Annotated in this window: 14 protein-coding genes; 5 read left to right on the top strand and 9 right to left on the bottom strand. The window is 57.3% G+C overall.

From position 1 onward, the window contains the following. Nucleotides 1-457: 457 nt before the first annotated feature. A complete protein-coding gene (locus tag BM079_RS07885) occupies nt 458-2,641 on the bottom strand; it encodes a dynamin family protein (RefSeq protein WP_090132704.1) in 2,184 nt (727 codons plus the stop codon). Between the two features lie 536 nt (nt 2,642-3,177). On the opposite strand from BM079_RS07885, the gene BM079_RS07880 reads away from it, so the two are divergent. Both BM079_RS07880 and BM079_RS07875 read left to right on the top strand, forming a co-directional pair. Further along, nucleotides 3,178-4,791: an ABC-F family ATP-binding cassette domain-containing protein gene (locus BM079_RS07880; protein WP_090132699.1), complete on the top strand. Its 1,614-nt coding sequence runs from the start codon at nt 3,178-3,180 to the stop codon at nt 4,789-4,791. A 43-nt stretch (nt 4,792-4,834) separates the two neighbouring features. Beyond that, nucleotides 4,835-5,401 (top strand): HD domain-containing protein, encoded by a 567-nt coding sequence (locus tag BM079_RS07875; RefSeq protein ID WP_090132696.1) that lies wholly within the window; start codon nt 4,835-4,837, stop codon nt 5,399-5,401. Nucleotides 5,402-5,501: 100 nt separating this feature from the next. Here BM079_RS07875 and BM079_RS07870 read toward each other — a convergent pair whose 3' ends face one another. Beyond that, nucleotides 5,502-6,338, bottom strand: a complete 837-nt coding sequence (locus tag BM079_RS07870; protein ID WP_090132693.1) for a YrhK family protein — start codon at nt 6,336-6,338, stop codon at nt 5,502-5,504. A gap of 60 nt (nt 6,339-6,398) precedes the next feature. Further along, nucleotides 6,399-7,475 (bottom strand): 23S rRNA pseudouridine(2604) synthase RluF, encoded by a 1,077-nt coding sequence (rluF, locus tag BM079_RS07865; protein ID WP_090132690.1) that lies wholly within the window; start codon nt 7,473-7,475, stop codon nt 6,399-6,401. Nucleotides 7,476-7,638: 163 nt separating this feature from the next. Between rluF and BM079_RS07860 the strand changes: the two genes are divergently transcribed. After that, nucleotides 7,639-8,964 carry a DUF2254 domain-containing protein gene (locus BM079_RS07860; RefSeq protein WP_090132687.1) on the top strand — a complete coding sequence of 442 codons (1,326 nt, stop codon included), beginning with the start codon at nt 7,639-7,641 and terminating at the stop codon, nt 8,962-8,964. 14 nt (nt 8,965-8,978) lie between these two features. Here BM079_RS07860 and BM079_RS07855 read toward each other — a convergent pair whose 3' ends face one another. Continuing rightward, complete coding sequence (locus BM079_RS07855) at nt 8,979-9,461, bottom strand: GNAT family N-acetyltransferase (protein WP_090132684.1); 483 nt, start codon at nt 9,459-9,461, stop codon at nt 8,979-8,981. A gap of 229 nt (nt 9,462-9,690) precedes the next feature. On the opposite strand from BM079_RS07855, the gene BM079_RS07850 reads away from it, so the two are divergent. After that, a complete protein-coding gene (locus BM079_RS07850) occupies nt 9,691-11,256 on the top strand; it encodes a methyl-accepting chemotaxis protein (protein ID WP_090132681.1) in 1,566 nt (521 codons plus the stop codon). A gap of 154 nt (nt 11,257-11,410) precedes the next feature. On the opposite strand, the gene BM079_RS07845 is transcribed toward BM079_RS07850, so the two are convergent. From BM079_RS07845 to BM079_RS07835, 3 genes are all read right to left on the bottom strand, one after another. Then, nucleotides 11,411-11,614 (bottom strand): cold-shock protein, encoded by a 204-nt coding sequence (locus BM079_RS07845; RefSeq protein ID WP_090132678.1) that lies wholly within the window; start codon nt 11,612-11,614, stop codon nt 11,411-11,413. A 309-nt stretch (nt 11,615-11,923) separates the two neighbouring features. After that, complete coding sequence (locus tag BM079_RS07840; protein ID WP_175489639.1) at nt 11,924-13,327, bottom strand: sensor histidine kinase; 1,404 nt, start codon at nt 13,325-13,327, stop codon at nt 11,924-11,926. Between the two features lie 22 nt (nt 13,328-13,349). After that, nucleotides 13,350-14,006 carry a response regulator gene (locus BM079_RS07835; protein WP_090132670.1) on the bottom strand — a complete coding sequence of 219 codons (657 nt, stop codon included), beginning with the start codon at nt 14,004-14,006 and terminating at the stop codon, nt 13,350-13,352. 200 nt (nt 14,007-14,206) lie between these two features. Here BM079_RS07835 and BM079_RS07830 point away from each other — a divergent pair, with 200 nt between their 5' ends. After that, a complete protein-coding gene (locus tag BM079_RS07830; protein ID WP_090132667.1) occupies nt 14,207-14,593 on the top strand; it encodes an EF-hand domain-containing protein in 387 nt (128 codons plus the stop codon). Between the two features lie 146 nt (nt 14,594-14,739). Here the strand turns inward: BM079_RS07830 and BM079_RS07825 are convergent, their stop codons facing one another. Further along, nucleotides 14,740-15,375: an NAD(P)H-dependent oxidoreductase gene (locus BM079_RS07825; protein WP_090132664.1), complete on the bottom strand. Its 636-nt coding sequence runs from the start codon at nt 15,373-15,375 to the stop codon at nt 14,740-14,742. A gap of 124 nt (nt 15,376-15,499) precedes the next feature. Next, the gene (locus BM079_RS07820) at nt 15,500-15,778 is read right to left on the bottom strand and encodes a hypothetical protein (protein ID WP_090132661.1); all 279 of its coding nucleotides are present in this window, start codon (nt 15,776-15,778) and stop codon (nt 15,500-15,502) included. Between the last annotated feature and the right edge of the window lie 104 nt (nt 15,779-15,882).

Raw genomic sequence — 15,882 nt, 5'->3', positions numbered from 1 at the left:
CCAGAAATGGCTGGATCAGGGCGTGATCATTTCATTCTGGCGAGCGAAGGGGTTCGGGATAGATGCTGCTTTTGTCTCACTTCACCGTTACACAACTTTACTTAATCAGCGCACTCAAATATTGTGCTGAAAAGACCAGTAGAGCTTGACGAGGATCGCACGAGACACCCGTTTTCAGGTCAGCGCAACAATGCGTATCACAGAGCCGGCTTTTGACCCCACACCACTCGGTGTGGCCGGTGTGAAATGCAAGGAAACGCAAGGTTTCTGGACGCCATAAAACCGCCGCGCGGCCCAGTACAGGCGCGGCCCGGCGGCCCTTGCAAGGGTGCAATAAAACCGACCCATTTAGCGCGCAGGCGGGGCGGGGAGTCGACAGCGCGCTTGGGGGCTTAGGCAAAGGTTTATTTTCAATATTTGAATTGATCAAACATTAGCCGGTTTTCAAAGCATGATTTTACTGGATCGATTTCCAAGGAATTCCTGCGAAGAAATCACGTAGCTCTCTTACGAAAACTAGATGCTCTTTAAGTATTTCAACATTAGTGTTAAAGGCAATATGACTCAGGCTTTTAAGTTTCTTTTTGAAGTCTTTTTCCGTTTCACTTGCAGCATGTTCAAAAGCTTTCTTTGTGTCATCCCAAAAGCCGTTTAACTGCTTTGTAATAACTCCCATTGCATTTTCTTTATCTAATCCCTTGGCAATTCGCTTGGCTAAGCTGCGTTCCCATGAATCGCCGGCTATGAAAGCTATAACGGCACCTACCGCTATTCCGATACCAACGGCGATAGTGATTGGGCCACCCAATAAACTTATTAAAGACATGACAGTGCCAGTGCCGCCTAAACTGATTCCGATCGAAGACAGCATGGAAACTATTTTTGCTGCTAGAATATAGCCGCCAAGATTACTGCCGGCAGCCACCACGCTTGCCCAAGTCGCTAGAGCCCCAAAAGTACCAAAGCCCGCTAATGCACCTATGAAAGCGCCCTTAGCATTGAAATTCCAACTGTCATTTAAGTTAGAGTCTTTTCCTATAGCCGTTTGATATTGATCAAGAAAAGAGTCAACTTCGATTCTGAGGCGCTCAGCTTTTTTTTTCAGGTTGTTATCCAAGGCGCGTTGAATTTGTTCAACTATATATGTTGGGGCTAGCTCTTTTGCTTGCTTTTTATTTTCATATCTATGTTTGATTATATTCTCTATGTAATCTACGTCTGTATGTTTCCTATAGATATTCGATGCTTCTAATAATGACTCTCGCTTAAGCGATTCGATTAAACGAAGCACTTTGGACTCATGTTCGTTTTTTCTTTCTATTCGCTCATCTTCGTTATCTAAAACGCTTTTAATTTCTTGTTGTGCTCGTTCTCGATTATCCAGCCTTCCAGTGATCGATTCGATAATCCCGTCACAACTTCTCGCATTGCTTGCTTTAGCATCACGGACTATGCGATCAAGATTTTCTAAGATCCTCTGTGGGGCAATATCTGCCAATAGTTCCACAAGGTCATTCTCAAAGTCTTTTCGAAAGCTAGGAGAGTCAGCGGAATATGTGAAAAATCTATTTAAGAAGTCGTCGCGAGAGAGGGATACGCCAAGTTGCTCTCCACGATCTTGTAAAGTCTCCCCAATCCCATCAAAAGTGTTACGACAGGCCATTTCAAGGAGTTTGTTGGGTTCGTTGCCGGCTATGTCGGCCCTTGTTGCCACTACCATCAGATTGCGAAGTGGAGGAAGGCCATTCATTGGCGTTTCGAAGGCAGGAAGATGGCGAGTCAACTGTGCCAGATAACCGCGATCCTGCTCATTCATAAATCCTGCTGCGAGAGAAACATAGATAATGACATCTGCGATACGCTGAGCCATTTCAGCGCGCTGGTCATCGTCTTCATGGTTCTGATAGCCGGGTAGGTCTATCAAATCACAACCTTTTAAAAAGTCTGAGCGAACATAAACAATAGCGGCCGCGGCATCTTTCCGTGTGTGCTTTACACCATTCTTGGAGTGAGTTCCGTGATCGCTTAGTGCTTCATAACCGCCACCAACTAAACGGTGGGCATTGCAATGCTTTTCATCATCCGGCCGGTCAAGATCGAACCCTGAGTCCATGATCCAAACGTTTTCTGGTTGCCACTCGGGCTTGTCATCCATGTGGCGAATTAAGCAAGCGATACTGGTCGTCGGTTGATACTGAGCTGGTAGGCTATCGCCGCCCATCAGCATATTGGCTAGCCGAGATTTCCCCATATCAAAACGACCAAACAAGCCAACCCTAGGTTTACGTCCAACGCGACTAATGGTTTCACGCAAATGGTCGATAGAGGCTACATCACTGTCTCTCTCTAGATGGTCCATAGAGAAGTCAGAAGGCGGAATCGGGTGTGCATCCAAATAATCGTTTATAAGTTCGATACGATTATCGATCTCGGCCATAGGATCATGCTCACCTAGATCGAGGGAGCGGTTGCTTGAAATGTGCCCACAGAATGCTTGCCACTTGCGAAAGATTTTCAAAGGAACTTCATCAGGATCCTTTTCATAACGTGAAACTTGGCTTTGTGATATTTCGAGGTAAGAGGCCATCTCTGCTTGAGATATTCCCGCAGCCTTACGTAGTCCTTCAAGATTCGTGTCCATTTGCTAATCCTTATGTGTTGTTAGCATTAGGATGTTAGCATGTCTCGCACCAAATTAAACAATTTTTATGCACCATGCGCATATTTATCAATTTTTACCCAGATTGTTTATTTTTTGTTCAGGAGATGGATTCTTTTAAGACACCTAGGGGCAAAGGTTTCTTGAGGTTCTTGCGCTAACAATAGAATGGTATACAAGAAGGTATATTTTTTAGGATTCCTGTTGAAATTTTCAATAAAAACAAATAGTTATTTTGTTTTTATAATCTCAACAAGTGCTCTGCTGCACCCTTCCCCGTTTTTCCTCCGTGCCAATACTTTTAAATGGCTTCAATCACTGCCGGTTTATGCCTTTAAAATCGTTGCGAAGATTCAGAGTCGCGGCTTTTGATTTTTCATCATGAGTCGTTAATATAGATTTTCACTTCTACTTCAAGGGTATTCGTCCAATGCGCCATTGATGCCGCCGTCGCCCTGACGGCCAGTCTCCGCCCACCCCATCCGCTGGGGGAGTGTCTGGTATCAATGGAGTCCTTCATGACGAGCCCTTATATGACGCTGGAAGGCGTCTCTTGTCTCCTGCCGGATGGCAGAACCCTCTTTTCCGAGCTCAATGAACACTTCGATGCCCGACATACGGGGCTGGTGGGCCGTAATGGCATCGGCAAGAGCGTGCTGGCGCGCATTCTGGCCGGCGAGATCGCGCCATCGAGCGGCACCTGCCTTCGCTCGGGCGTTGTGTATTACCTTGCTCAGCAGGTGTCTGTTCCTGACGATGCCACAGTGGCGGATCTGGCCGGTGTAGGGTCGGCATTGAATGCCCTGACGCGCATTGAAGCCGGAAGCGCTGCCGTCGCGGATTTCGAGGCCCTGGGGGAGCGCTGGGATATCCGCCAGCGCTTGCAGCAGGCGCTGGAGCATGACGGTCTGGCGTATGTTGATGCGATGACACCCGCGAGCCAACTCAGCGGCGGTGAAGCCATGCGTGTGGCGTTGATCGGCGCAGCGCTCGCCCATGCCGATTTTCTGATTCTGGACGAACCCACCAATCACCTTGACCAGCCGAGTCGACAGGCGCTGATTGAAAGGCTTCAGCGATGGCCGGGCGGTGTGCTGGTCATCAGCCATGATCGACAGCTTCTGGAGACCATGGAGGCTATCGTGGCGCTGACATCGCATGGCCTGCGCCGCTACGGTGGGAGTTATACGTTTTATGCCCAGCGTCAGGCGCAGGAACGCGACGCGGCGCATCAGCAGCTTGAGCAGTGTCGAGTGATGCGCAAGCGCGAAGAGCGGGTCCTTCAGCAGCAGCGCGAGCGTCAGGAGCGGCGCCAGGGCCGGGGTCGCCGAGAGGGCAAAAGTGCTAATCAGGCCAGGGTCCTGCTCGATCGTCAGAAAGCGCGCAGTGAAGGGGCCAGTGGCCGTTTACAGCAGCAGCACAGGCAGGCCCGTGAACAGCTTGCCCGGCGTGAGCGGGAAGCCGCACAGCAAGTGGAGCACGAGGCCGCCATCCATCTGCATGCGCTGCCGCAAAGCTCGGCAACGCATCGTGAGGTGGCGAGGCTGGAGCAACTGGTGCTGCCTTTTGTGTCTCACAGCACGTGCCTCATGACGCTGTCGATGACCGGCCAGCAGCGCATCGGCGTCACTGGCCCCAACGGCTGTGGCAAGTCTACGCTGCTCAGGGTCATGGCCGGTCATCTTCAGCCCTTGGGCGGGCGTTGCTGTGTGACGGCCAACCGTGCCTGGCTGGACCAGCGGTTGGCCAGTCTCGCGCCGGAGTGCTCGGTACTGGCCCACATGCAGGCGGTCAGTCGCATGACTGAGGGGGAGATCCGCATGCGTCTGGCGCAGCTGGATCTTGAGGCGTCAAAAATCATGATGCCCAGCGGGGCGCTTAGTGGGGGCGAGCGTTTGAAGGCCGCGCTGGCCGGTGTGTTATATGCTGACCCTCCGCCGCCACTGCTGTTGCTGGATGAGCCCGGCAATCATCTGGACATCGAATCTCTGGAGGCGCTGGAACGCATGCTGCGCGCTTATCAGGGCGCTCTGATGGTGGTCTCCCATGATGCGGCCTTCCTTGATAGTCTCAATCTGACGCACGCCTTGATGGCGAACGAGACGGGTTGGCAGTTGAAGCCGTGGCCATAAAGTGAGTGCCTGCATACTCAATCAATACACCACCGGACTTCTTATGGACATCGAACGACTCGGCAACGGGCTGGCGTTTTTGAAGGAAGCCGAGCGGCTCAAGAGCGTGCTGCGCATGGCGTATACCACCACCGGGCGGCAGGAGGATACGGCGGCGCATACGTGGCGGCTGTGTCTGATGGCGATGACGTTCGAGCGCGAGCTGGCGCCTTTGGACATGACGCGGGTGCTGAAGCTCTGCGTGCTGCATGATCTGGGCGAGGCGATCCATGGCGATCAGCCAGCGATTGCCCAAAATACGGACAAGAACGCTCAGGAGCGACTGGACCTCTTGACGGTCATGGCTCCGTTGGATGAGGCACTCAGGGCTGAGTTTCTCGCCCTGTGGGAGGACTACGAGCAGGGCAATACGCGGGAGGCGCGGCTGGTAAAGGGCCTCGATAAGCTTGAAACCATCCTGCAGCACAGTCAGGGCGATAACCCGCCTGACTTCGATTACGCGTTCAACCTCACCTATGGGCTGGCACAGACGGATGCCGAGCCGGTGCTGACCATGCTGCGCACATTGATCGATGGCGAGACCCAGCGGCGCATCGATGGTGGCCAGTAGCGCGCTGCCTTCATCACCCTGATGCCGGAGATTAAAAACCCCCGATCAGCGGGGGCTGTCGGGGGGGTACGTATGCGATCAAAATGGCCGCAGGGTCGGCTCAGGCAGGTTCGGCGGGCTTGACCGTGCTCTTGTCTTCGTAGTCGAAGTCGTCATCGAGGTTGTGCTCGGGGTCGTTGAGTTCACCGCGCATGAAGGCGAGTAGCCGCTCATCGGCTTCGCTGTCCTCGGCGGTGGCGTCAAAGCGGTGGCGAATGACGATGCGCGCACGCTGGTGGTTGAAGAGCCCGCCGACCATGAAAAAGGCACTGCCGACCAGAAAGAGCGAGGCCAGCAGGTTATGCAGCTGGTCATGGTCGGCGGTGCTGTCGAACCCCCAGAGGTAGGGAATGGAAGCCACCACGAACAGTACCGAGCCCACCACGAAGGTGACGGCGGTCAGATTCATCAACTGCAGGGTTAAAAGGGCCGAGGCGCGGATCACCATCATGACGTTGAGACAGGCGCCGATGAGAAAGAGCACCGAGCCGACGATGAACATCCACGCGCCGATCTCGATCCAGTCCCACCATGACAGAAACAGCAGGCTGCCCACGGCGTAGAGCACGGTGCCGACGATATAGACGACCAGTGAAATGACCTCCAGAAGCTGCGAGGGGGAAACCTTCTTGCTTTTGTTCCAGAAGCGGCGCACTTCAATGACGTCATGGGCCTGAACGACCAGGTAGACCAGCGAGCCGACGAAAAACAGCCAGGCCCCGATATCGCGGTAGTGTTCAAGCCGGGGGTAGAACATGACGCTGCCAACGATGAACATGACACCGCCCAGCTCGTAGAGCACCGCGTTGATGCCTTCCCAGCGGTAATCCTTTTTGAGATCGCTCTTGCCCCGACCCGGTCGGGCAGAGCGGGGGCGGTCGGTAAACAGATGTGGCATGGGAATGGTCCTGCAGGGAAAACGCAAAGTGTGGGTCGCCCCGGCAGAGTTGTATAGCGCCTAGCGCTTCTTTTTAGGACCAGACCCCTGACCGCGCGGTGAGGGCTTGCCGCTACCGGGTCTTCCCTTGCCGGCAGGTTTGCCGTTCGACCGACCCTGAGGGGCGGGTTTGCCGCCCGGTCTGCCCTTTGTGGCGGGCCTGCCGCTGCCGGTTTTCTGACCCTCGCTGGCGGATGACTTGCCGTTGGTGCTGGATGGTTTGCCGCTGGCGGCCGGCCTGGCCTTGCCCTTTGAATACATTTTGTCCAGCGCTGGCTTGCCGATGCCCAGCGGGTCGGCTTTCGGCTTTTCTTTCGGTGCTTTTTGGGGGCTTTTGGCGCGTGGTGAGGATTCCGATCCGGCAGACGTCGCTTCGCTTTTGGAGCCCTCGGTCAGCTCGATGATCGTGTCGACTTCCTTCGTGGTCAGGTCGCGCCAGTCACCGATGGCCAGGCCCTTGAGCGAGACGTTCATGATCCGGGTGCGGACCAGCTGTGTGACCTCGTAGCCGAAGACCTCGCACATGCGACGAATCTGTCGGTTGAGCCCCTGCACCAGCGTAATGTTGAAGGTGAAGCGAGAGACCTTCTCGATCTGACATCGGCGCGTCATCTGGCCCAGAATCGGTACGCCGTTTCGCATACCGTCCATAAACTCCTCGGTGATCGGCTTGTCGACCGTCACCTCGTATTCTTTTTCGTGGTTGTTGTCGGCACGCAGGATGCGGTTGACCAGATCGCCGTTGTTGGTCAGAAAGATCAGCCCCTGGGAATCCTTGTCCAGCCGGCCAATGGGGAAGATGCGCGCGCCGTGTTTGACGAACTCGACGATGTTGTCCTTCTCGCTGGATTCGGTGGTGCTGACGATGCCGACCGGCTTGTTGAGCGCGATCAGGATCAGGTCCTCTTCTTCCTGAGGCTCGATCTCCTGGCCATTGACCGTGACCCGGTCGCCGGCGGCGACCTGATCGCCCGTGCCGGCGCGTCGGCCGTTGATCCAGACCTTGCCCTGTTCAACAAAGCGGTCCGCCTCGCGGCGTGAGCACAGACCGCTTTCGCTGATGTATTTGTTGATTCGGGTCGATGTTCGTAATGGCATGACGTTTCACAGGGTTGGAAATGGTGGAACAGGTAATGGAACACAGCGGCCGTTCGGGTTTTGTTGCCTGAAGCGCCGCGGTCGGCTTTGATAGGCTGCGTAGTGGATTGTCCGTGTCGTGCAGCGACCGGTACACCTCATCAAAGGGAGTTGTCATCGCGTCATGAACACGTCACGGATACTCGAGTGTATCAACGGCTTTCGTAACAGTATCGCCTACCTGACCAGCATCATCATCACGGTCTATGTGGTGCTGGGGGTCGCGGCCGTCTCGCTGGATGTGAATAACCTGCCGGGCGTTCTGGATGTCTTGAATTTCGACCAGAGCGGTACCGCTCAGACGCTTTTGACCACGCTGATGGCGGGCATGATCTCGCTTCTGGTGTTCAGTTTCTCCACGGTCATGTCCGTGCTGACCCAGGCCGGCAGCAATTTCTCCAACAAGCTGGTGTTCGGCATCATGACCGAGAAGCGGCACCAGCAGGTGCTGGGACACTATCTCGGCACCATATTGTATCTGCTGATCCTGCTGCTGGTGCCTACCAATGGGGATACGCCGGACACCTGGCGCTCGCTGGCGGTGTATCTCGGCGCGGGCATGGTGATCAACAGCCTCGCCATGTTCGTCTTTTTCATTCATGGCGCTTCCCAGTCCGTGCAGATCAACGCGATCACCCAGGGGCTGCTCGTTTCCACTCAGCTTTCGCTGGACAAGCTGAGAAAGCGGCAGGACCGTGATGAATACACTTGTCAGACGGGTGAGGTTGACCTTCGCGCGGGTCATCCTGTCCATTCCCGTGATAGCGGCTATATCCAGGCCGTCAATTTCAATGCGCTGGCCGGCATTGCCCGCCGTCATGATCTCACCATCCACATCTCTTTCAGCTTCGGTGACTTCGTGGTGAAGAAGTTTCCCATCCTGATCATCGAGGCGGCGTCGCCGCCGGACAACCGGCTGGTGGAGCAGATGCTGGCCTGTCTGGAATACGTGGAAGGGGAGTCCACCCGGGATCACTACGTCAACGGACTGACGCAGCTGATGGAAGTGGCCATCAAGGCGCTTTCACCGGGCATCAATGATCCGGGCACGGCGAGGCTGTGCATTCACCAGACCACCGAACTGCTGTGCCAGCGGCTCATGATGACGCCGCCCAACGCCATGGTGGATGACGACGGGCGCTGTCTGATGTCATGGCGCGAGGAGGACATTGAAAGCCTGCTGTTCCGGGTCTTTGATCCCATTCTCCACTATGGCGGCCGGGACCTGAGCATCTGTCTGTCACTGCTGAAGGCCTTCAAGACGCTGTCCAACTTTGCAGGACCTGACGATCGTCCGGTTATTCAGGCCCATGCCGATCGCGTGATTCAGCTCATGGCGGATCATTTCACCGCTTCTCTGGAAGTGGCCTTTATAGAGGCGCGGCTGGCAGGCGGGCTGCACCGTTTACATATCGACAGCCGGCTGCCCGAACGGTCGGCATCAAGCTGACGCCGCCTGTTGATTCAGGCGGGTACGCCAGCTTCAAGGATATGTTTCTCCATCAGGATACAGGGCCGCTCGGGGTACGCCACCACGCCCATTTTTTGCCAGCCGTAGCGCTCATAGAGCGTCTGCTGATTGGCGGTTATCAGATAGAGCCGCGCCTCTCCGAGCGCAAGAGCGGCCGTCTCGACCGTTTTGATCAAACGCGCCGCAATGCCCCGGCCGCGATAGTCGGGATGAACGAACACGGCGGCCAGCCAGGGGCGCAGGTTTGGACGCTTCGAACAGTCGTTGTCGACCAGGCTTGCCATGCCCACCGGATGGTCACCGTACTGCGCCACCCAGGTCAGCGGCAGGCCACAGCCGTGGGCCGCGCTTGCAAACAGCAAACGGGTCTCTTCGAGTGTGCGCGGGGAGTGCACGCCCCACTGGCCATAAGCCCAGGCGCTACAGGCATCAGTAAACCCGGGGCGCTCGTGTAACGCAATAATCTTGATGAGCATGGTGGTCTGCCGGTTGGCATCAGAATATGTTGATATAAACCGATCTGCTCCGGCATGTATATGCTGGCGGCTGTCGGTGGATCAGAGCATCCCGGCAGTTGTCGCGTTCACGATGCTTTAATAATCCTGTGGTATCCAAATCTAAATTTTAATTCCCTGAAACTATTATCAAGAAAGCACTGTCAGCGTCGATATAGCATGCAATCCTGTTTTGCATGAGGAAGTGACCATGTTGACTCGTTTGAAAATTGGCCCACGACTGGCCATGGCGTTCGGTGTGCTGACACTGCTTTTGATCGTCAGCGCTGTCGTGGGACTGCTGGGACTTGGCAATATGAAAGCGACGGCTGACAGAGCCATCAATACGGATGCCATGTTGGCGCAGAATGCCCTGAACGTGCAGCGCCTGGCACTTGAAGAACGGCGCTTCGAGAAGGACAGCTTCATCAATATTGCCGAGCCCGACAAGGTCGCTTCCTATTACGAAAAGTGGGAAGGGTCCCGGGAATCGCTGCGTCAGACGCTGGCAGATGGGCAGCAGATCGCGCCGAACGAGGAACTTCGCAGCCTCTATGAACAGGCCGGAACGGCACTGGGGGCCTACGCGGCCGGATTTCAGGCCACGCATCAGCGCATTGTCGACGGTGAGCTGACAGCGCCGGCTCAGGCCAACGCCGCCTTTGCTACCTACAAGGCGCAGGTGTATGCACTCGAGTCGCTGGCGGATCAGATCAATACGCTGGCAGCCGAGCGGATGAGCCGTGCCACCGAGACGATTGCAGCGGCCCACGGGCGTACCATGGCCAGCCTGCTGATCTTTGCCGGTGTGGCACTGATCGCCGCTATCTTTCTGGCCGTGCTGATCACCCGAAGCATCACGCGCCCTCTGGGTCGAGCGCTGCATATCGCCGAGCAGGTCGCGCAGGGTGATCTTACTCAGGAGATTACGGTGACCGGCCGCGATGAAACCGCCCAGCTGCTGGGTGCCATGAAGAAGATGAATGCCTCGCTTCTGACGCTGGTCAGCTCGATTCGAGAGACCTGTCAAAGCGTTCATGCCGGCGCCAGTGAGCTGTCGCATGCCAGTCATGATCTGGCGGCACGTACCGAGCAGCAGGCCGCCTCGCTTGAGGAAACCGCGGCCAGCATGGAAGAGATTTCCTCTACGGTAAAACACAACACCGAGGCGACTCAGCAGGTCAATACGCTGACCATCGAGGCGACTGGTAACGTGCGTAGCAGCCGTGAGGATGTGGTACAGAGTCTGTCGTTGATGAAGGAAATCGCCACCCAGTCACAGCGCGTCAACGAGATTCTGGCCACCATCGATTCGATTTCGTTTCAGACCAATATTCTGGCACTTAACGCCTCGGTGGAAGCGGCGCGTGCCGGCGAACAGGGCCGTGGCTTTGCCGTGGTCGCTTCGGAAGTCAGGTCACTGGCCAATCGCAGTGCCACGTCTGCCGGCGAGATTCGCCAGCTCCTTGAAGAGATGAGCCAGCGGATCGCCTCCGGGGTTGCCCAGGCGGAGCGCAGTGGTGGCAGTATCGAACAGACCCGGGGTGCCATCGAGCAGCTGGCCACGCTGATCAACGATATTGCGACGGCCTCACGCGAGCAGGATGGCGGGGTGGACCAGGTCAATACGGCCATCGCCCAGATGGATCTGGTCACTCAACAAAATGCGGCCATGGTCGAGCAGTCCACGGCCGCCGCCAGCATGCTGGAAGAGCAGGCCGGGCAGCTGCAGAAACTGGTGGCAACCTTCCGGATCAGGGAAACGGCCATAGCCTGATGGCAGACACGCAGGCTGGCTTGTCGCCTGCGTTGCCCTGCATGAAAGATTGGTCACGGGCAAGAAGGAATTTGACATACAAAAACACCGAAGCCCGCTTGCGCGGGCTTCGGTGCTCGGAGCCTTGCGGCTCGAGGCAGAGATAACCCGAAGGTTAGTCTGCTACTACGTTTGCAGCCTGAAGGCCTTTCTTGCCCTGAGTCACGTCGAAGGAGACCTGCTGGCCTTCCTGCAGTGACTTGAAACCTTCAGCCTTGATTTCGGAGAAGTGAACGAAGAGGTCGTCGCCGCCGTCGGAAGGAGAGATGAAGCCGAAACCTTTAGCGTCGTTGAACCACTTGACTGTGCCGTTTGCCATTTTCGAAGTTCCTTTGCGCTTGTGCGCTATAAAAAATTACCGGGTGTTGCCCCAGAGGAAGCAGGTAAAACAAGGGGGATAAAACCAGGCGATCGAAGGACTCGAGTACTGCTGACAATATGCATCTTGCTCACCAACTGGATTCATCGTGTCACACCAGCAGTGCAGGGTCAATCCAATACCCCCCAAATCGTTTCGACTTCTGATCAGGTTCCGGTAGAAATGATCAGTTTGGGCCATTTTATGGCGTTTCGAAGCCATGGGCCCTGCCTTTTTCGGCTGGCCCGCCAGCGCCGGCGCCCGACAGGATCACTCGTCGGACGCTGAATGACACGGCAGGCGAATCCTGACGACAGTACCGCCGCCATCGACCGTATCAAGGTCGATGCTGCCCTGATGGGCCGCCACGATGGCATGAGCGATGGTCAGTCCCAGCCCGCTACCGCTGTCGGAGCCCTGGTTGCCCTGATGAAAAGGGTCGAATACCCGTTCGCGCTCTTCCGGGGAGATGCCGCAGCCATGATCACGTAGTGTGAGCAGAGCGTCATGGGCTGCCGTTTCGAGTGTCATCACCACGCTGGAATCCCGGGGGGAAACGCGCAGCGCATTGTCGACCAGGTTGGTCAGCATGGCGTTGAGCAGTGCCGGCTCGCCGTCAATTGTCAGGGTCTCCGAAGGCAGTCGTGTCTCAAAACGAACGCCTGCCTCGGTGGCCGTCTGTTCATGCTGATCGATCACTTCCTGGATCAAGGCCTGGAGCGTCACCGGTTGCGTTTCAATTCCTTCCCCGGAGCGGTCCAGTCGCGCCAGCAACAGCATGCGGCGAATCAGCCGGGTCATGTGCCCGAGGCTTTCCCGCATGCGCTCCAGCGCACGCGTGCGCCGGGGGGCATCATGTGCAAGTTGCGCCAGCCTGAGCTGGGCCAGACAGCCGGCCAGCGGCGTGCGGAGTTCGTGGGCGGCACTGGCGGTGAAAGCGCGCTGGCGCGCGTAGATATTACGCATCCTTGTCAGTAGATTATCCAGCGTATGAACCAGGGGCTGTAGTTCGCGGGGCACTTCGCGCTCGGCGGGGGCCAGCGGTTTCGGATCTTCGGGGTCGACACGGCTGATGCGAACGGTCAGCCGACGCAGTGGCGCCAGGCCCTGCCAGACGGACAACAGCGCAGCCAGTGCCAGCCCCGGCAATAGCCACAACAGTGGCGAGCCGAAGTCGCGTGTCAATATTCGAGAGGTGGCCTCCTGTGCCCGGTGCGCGAAGGCGACCCGAAGCACCAGATCACCCTGAGCGTGGAGGCTGGTATAAAGACGCCAGGTTTCGCCATCGATTTGACGATTTTCGAAGCCGGCCGTATCGGTCATGGGCGTATCGGGAAAGTTGTCGGAGCGCGCGATCAACTGTCGGGAGCGGTCGAAAAGCTCGAAGGCGGGCGGAAAGAGGCGTGCGCGATCATCATCGCTGCCTGAGGGAGCGGTCGCAGGCAGGGGGCTCGGCAGGGAAGTTTCGATTGCCTTCTGACTCTGGCCGTTATGGAGCTGAACGATCAGCATGGCGGCACTGCGCAGCCGGTCATCGATATCCCGACGGGCGCTTTTTTCAGCCTGGCCGTAATGGTTGGCCCATAGAACCACCCAGAGGGCACCGAGCAGAATCAGCAGCCATAGCAGCAGGCGCTGATGAAGCCCCGGCGAGCAACCGCTTCGTTTCAACACAGAAATCCCCTTTTTCATGCGCTCATGCATGCAGCCGATAGCCCATGCCGCGTACCGTCACGATGCGCTCAGCGCCCAGCTTGCTGCGCAGCTTGTGTATCAACACCTGCAGACTGTTGCTTTCCGGGCCGCCTTCCCAGCCGTAAAGACGTGCCTCCAGCTGTTCGCGGGACAGAGAGCGGCCCGGACGCTCCATCAGGGCTTCAAGCACCAGAAATTCATAGGCAGACAGTGCCAGTTCGCGGTCGCCCAGCCACACCATGCGATCGCCGCGGTCCAGACTGATGTCACCACAGCTCAGACGATTATCGGGATGACCGTTGGCACGACGATGCAGCACCCTCAGGCGTGCTTCCAGCACTTCAGTATCCACGGGCTTGACCACATGCTCGTCAGCGCCCAGATCAAGCGCACGAATACACTCGTCATTGCCTTCGCGCGCGGTCAGTATCAGCACGGGCGTATAATGGCCACTGCGACGCCAGTGCGTCAGTACCTCAAGTCCCGAACAGCCGGGCAGGGCCAGATCCAGAATGACAGCATCAAAGGCATCGGCCTCCAGAGCGTGCAGTGCCTCCTCGCCATAGGTCAGCCAGTCCACGGTGTAGCCTGACAGTCTGAGCCCCTCGCACAGTCCTTCTCCCAGAATCATGTCGTCTTCCACGATCAAAATACGCACCGGCCTCTCCTGTCAGCGATATGACCCGTTGTTCCCCATGAAGATAGCCTGCCGCTGGCGCCATGGCCCGATCATGCAAATACCTGCCATGCCACTAAGGCCGGGTTAATGCCTTCTGCTCAGGGTAGTGCGTACCGGAGCTGCCGGAGTGGCTTCAGGCAGACCGGTCAATCGCGACTCATGTGAAAGGAGAACACGACATGCGCAAGGACATTGTACTGGGTATCGCTCTGGCGCTGAGCTCGACGGCAGCCTTTGCCGCCAGCCCGACCTTCAGCACGCTGGACAGCGACGGCAACAACAGCATCAGCAAGGATGAGTTCTATGGCTCGGTCAGTGATTGGGGCACCTATTCCGATTGGGACACCAATGACGATGGGCTGATCGATGACAATGAATTCAGCACGTTGGCCACCGATTGGGGGGTTGACTGGGATTATGACCCCTGGGATGCCAACGGTGACGGCCACCTCAATTCGGGCGAGTTTTACGACGGCCTTTATACCTCCTATGACGCCAACGGCGATGGGTACTGGGACCAGTCTGACTGGGACGATGCCGGCGACGCCGGTCTCTGGGACATTTAAGTTCCGGTCTGCGACCCTGGCGCGTGTTCGTCGGGTCGCAGGGGGTCTACGGGACCGGGTATCTCCCGGTCCTTTTCAGCGTCCGTGTCCTGTCGGCCTGGTGTTGGCAGGTGCGGGAATCGCACACCCGAGCCTCCGGGACAGGCTCAGGGCAGACGCACTACAAAATCCTCTCCGGCACGGCGCACCTTCGCTCGCCCGGCCCCCTGGTCGCGTTCGGTATCGCGATAGCCCAGCGCCATGATGACCACGCTTTTGAGCCCCTTGTCACGCAGGCCGAGCGCTTCATCCAGTGTCTCCGGATAGAAGCCCTCCATCGGAGAGGCATCGACCTTCTCGAGCGCTGCCGCACTCAGCGCCACGCCCATACCGATATAGGCCTGACGCGCGGCCCATTCCAGACACGCCTCATGAGTACCTTTCTGGTCCATCACGGCCTTGATCATATTGCGAAAGCCGTCCAGCGAGCTCTCATCGACCTCCCGGGTGCGGGCCATGTGGGCCACATGGTCATCGACCTGCGCCTTGAAGTCGCGATCATGAACGGCGAAGACCAGCAGATCGGAGCATTCGAGCACCTGAGGCTGCGGGGCGGCCGTTTCATGCAAGCGTGCGCGCAGTTCCGGGCTTCTGACATGCACCAGCGACCAGGGGTGCAGGCCAAAGGAAGAGGGCGCCAGCCGGGCGGCGTCCATGATTCGCTCGAGGGTCTCCTCGGGAACCTGCTCGCCGTTCAGACGCTTGGCGGCGTAGCGCCAGTGAAGGGCATCGGTCAGTGACATGTCCTGGGTCTCCTTACGGTGATCAAATGGGCCCGAGTGCGTGTCAGGCGCCATGGCATGACGGACACAAAAAAGCCCCGCCAGCGCGCTGCGCAGGCGGGGCCTTCGGCACGGGGCGAGCACTTCAGTGTAGCTGGCCGAATCGCTCGATACGATCACGCAGGGCCTGCTCGGGGCCGATCAGTTCGATCAGCTCCGCCTCGGTGAGTTCAATGTCCTGATGGCGGGCAACGATGCTGGCGTAGTCTTCACCATCGGCCAGGGCCTGCTCGACCAGCTGGGAGAGCTCCTTGCGGTCGTTGATGGCGGCGGGGTCGAAGCTCTGGCGATTGCGTTCATGCTGGATGCGCTGTTCGCGGCGACAGCGCATCAGCAGACTATCAGTGATAAACGGAGCACTCATGGACCATGTCCTCTGTAGGGCGTACGACAGCCATGCTGTAACCGGGGCGGGGCGCTGTCCATCCTGCCTTGGGCGAATGGCGTGAGGGCAAGGGACCCCTCAAG

It is taken from the genome of Kushneria avicenniae (assembly GCF_900112585.1).
GTDB classification, from domain to species: Bacteria; Pseudomonadota; Gammaproteobacteria; order Pseudomonadales; family Halomonadaceae; genus Kushneria; species Kushneria avicenniae.
The sequence above is the reverse complement of the archived record's forward strand: the minus strand, read 5'-3'. Positions and strand labels throughout refer to the sequence as shown.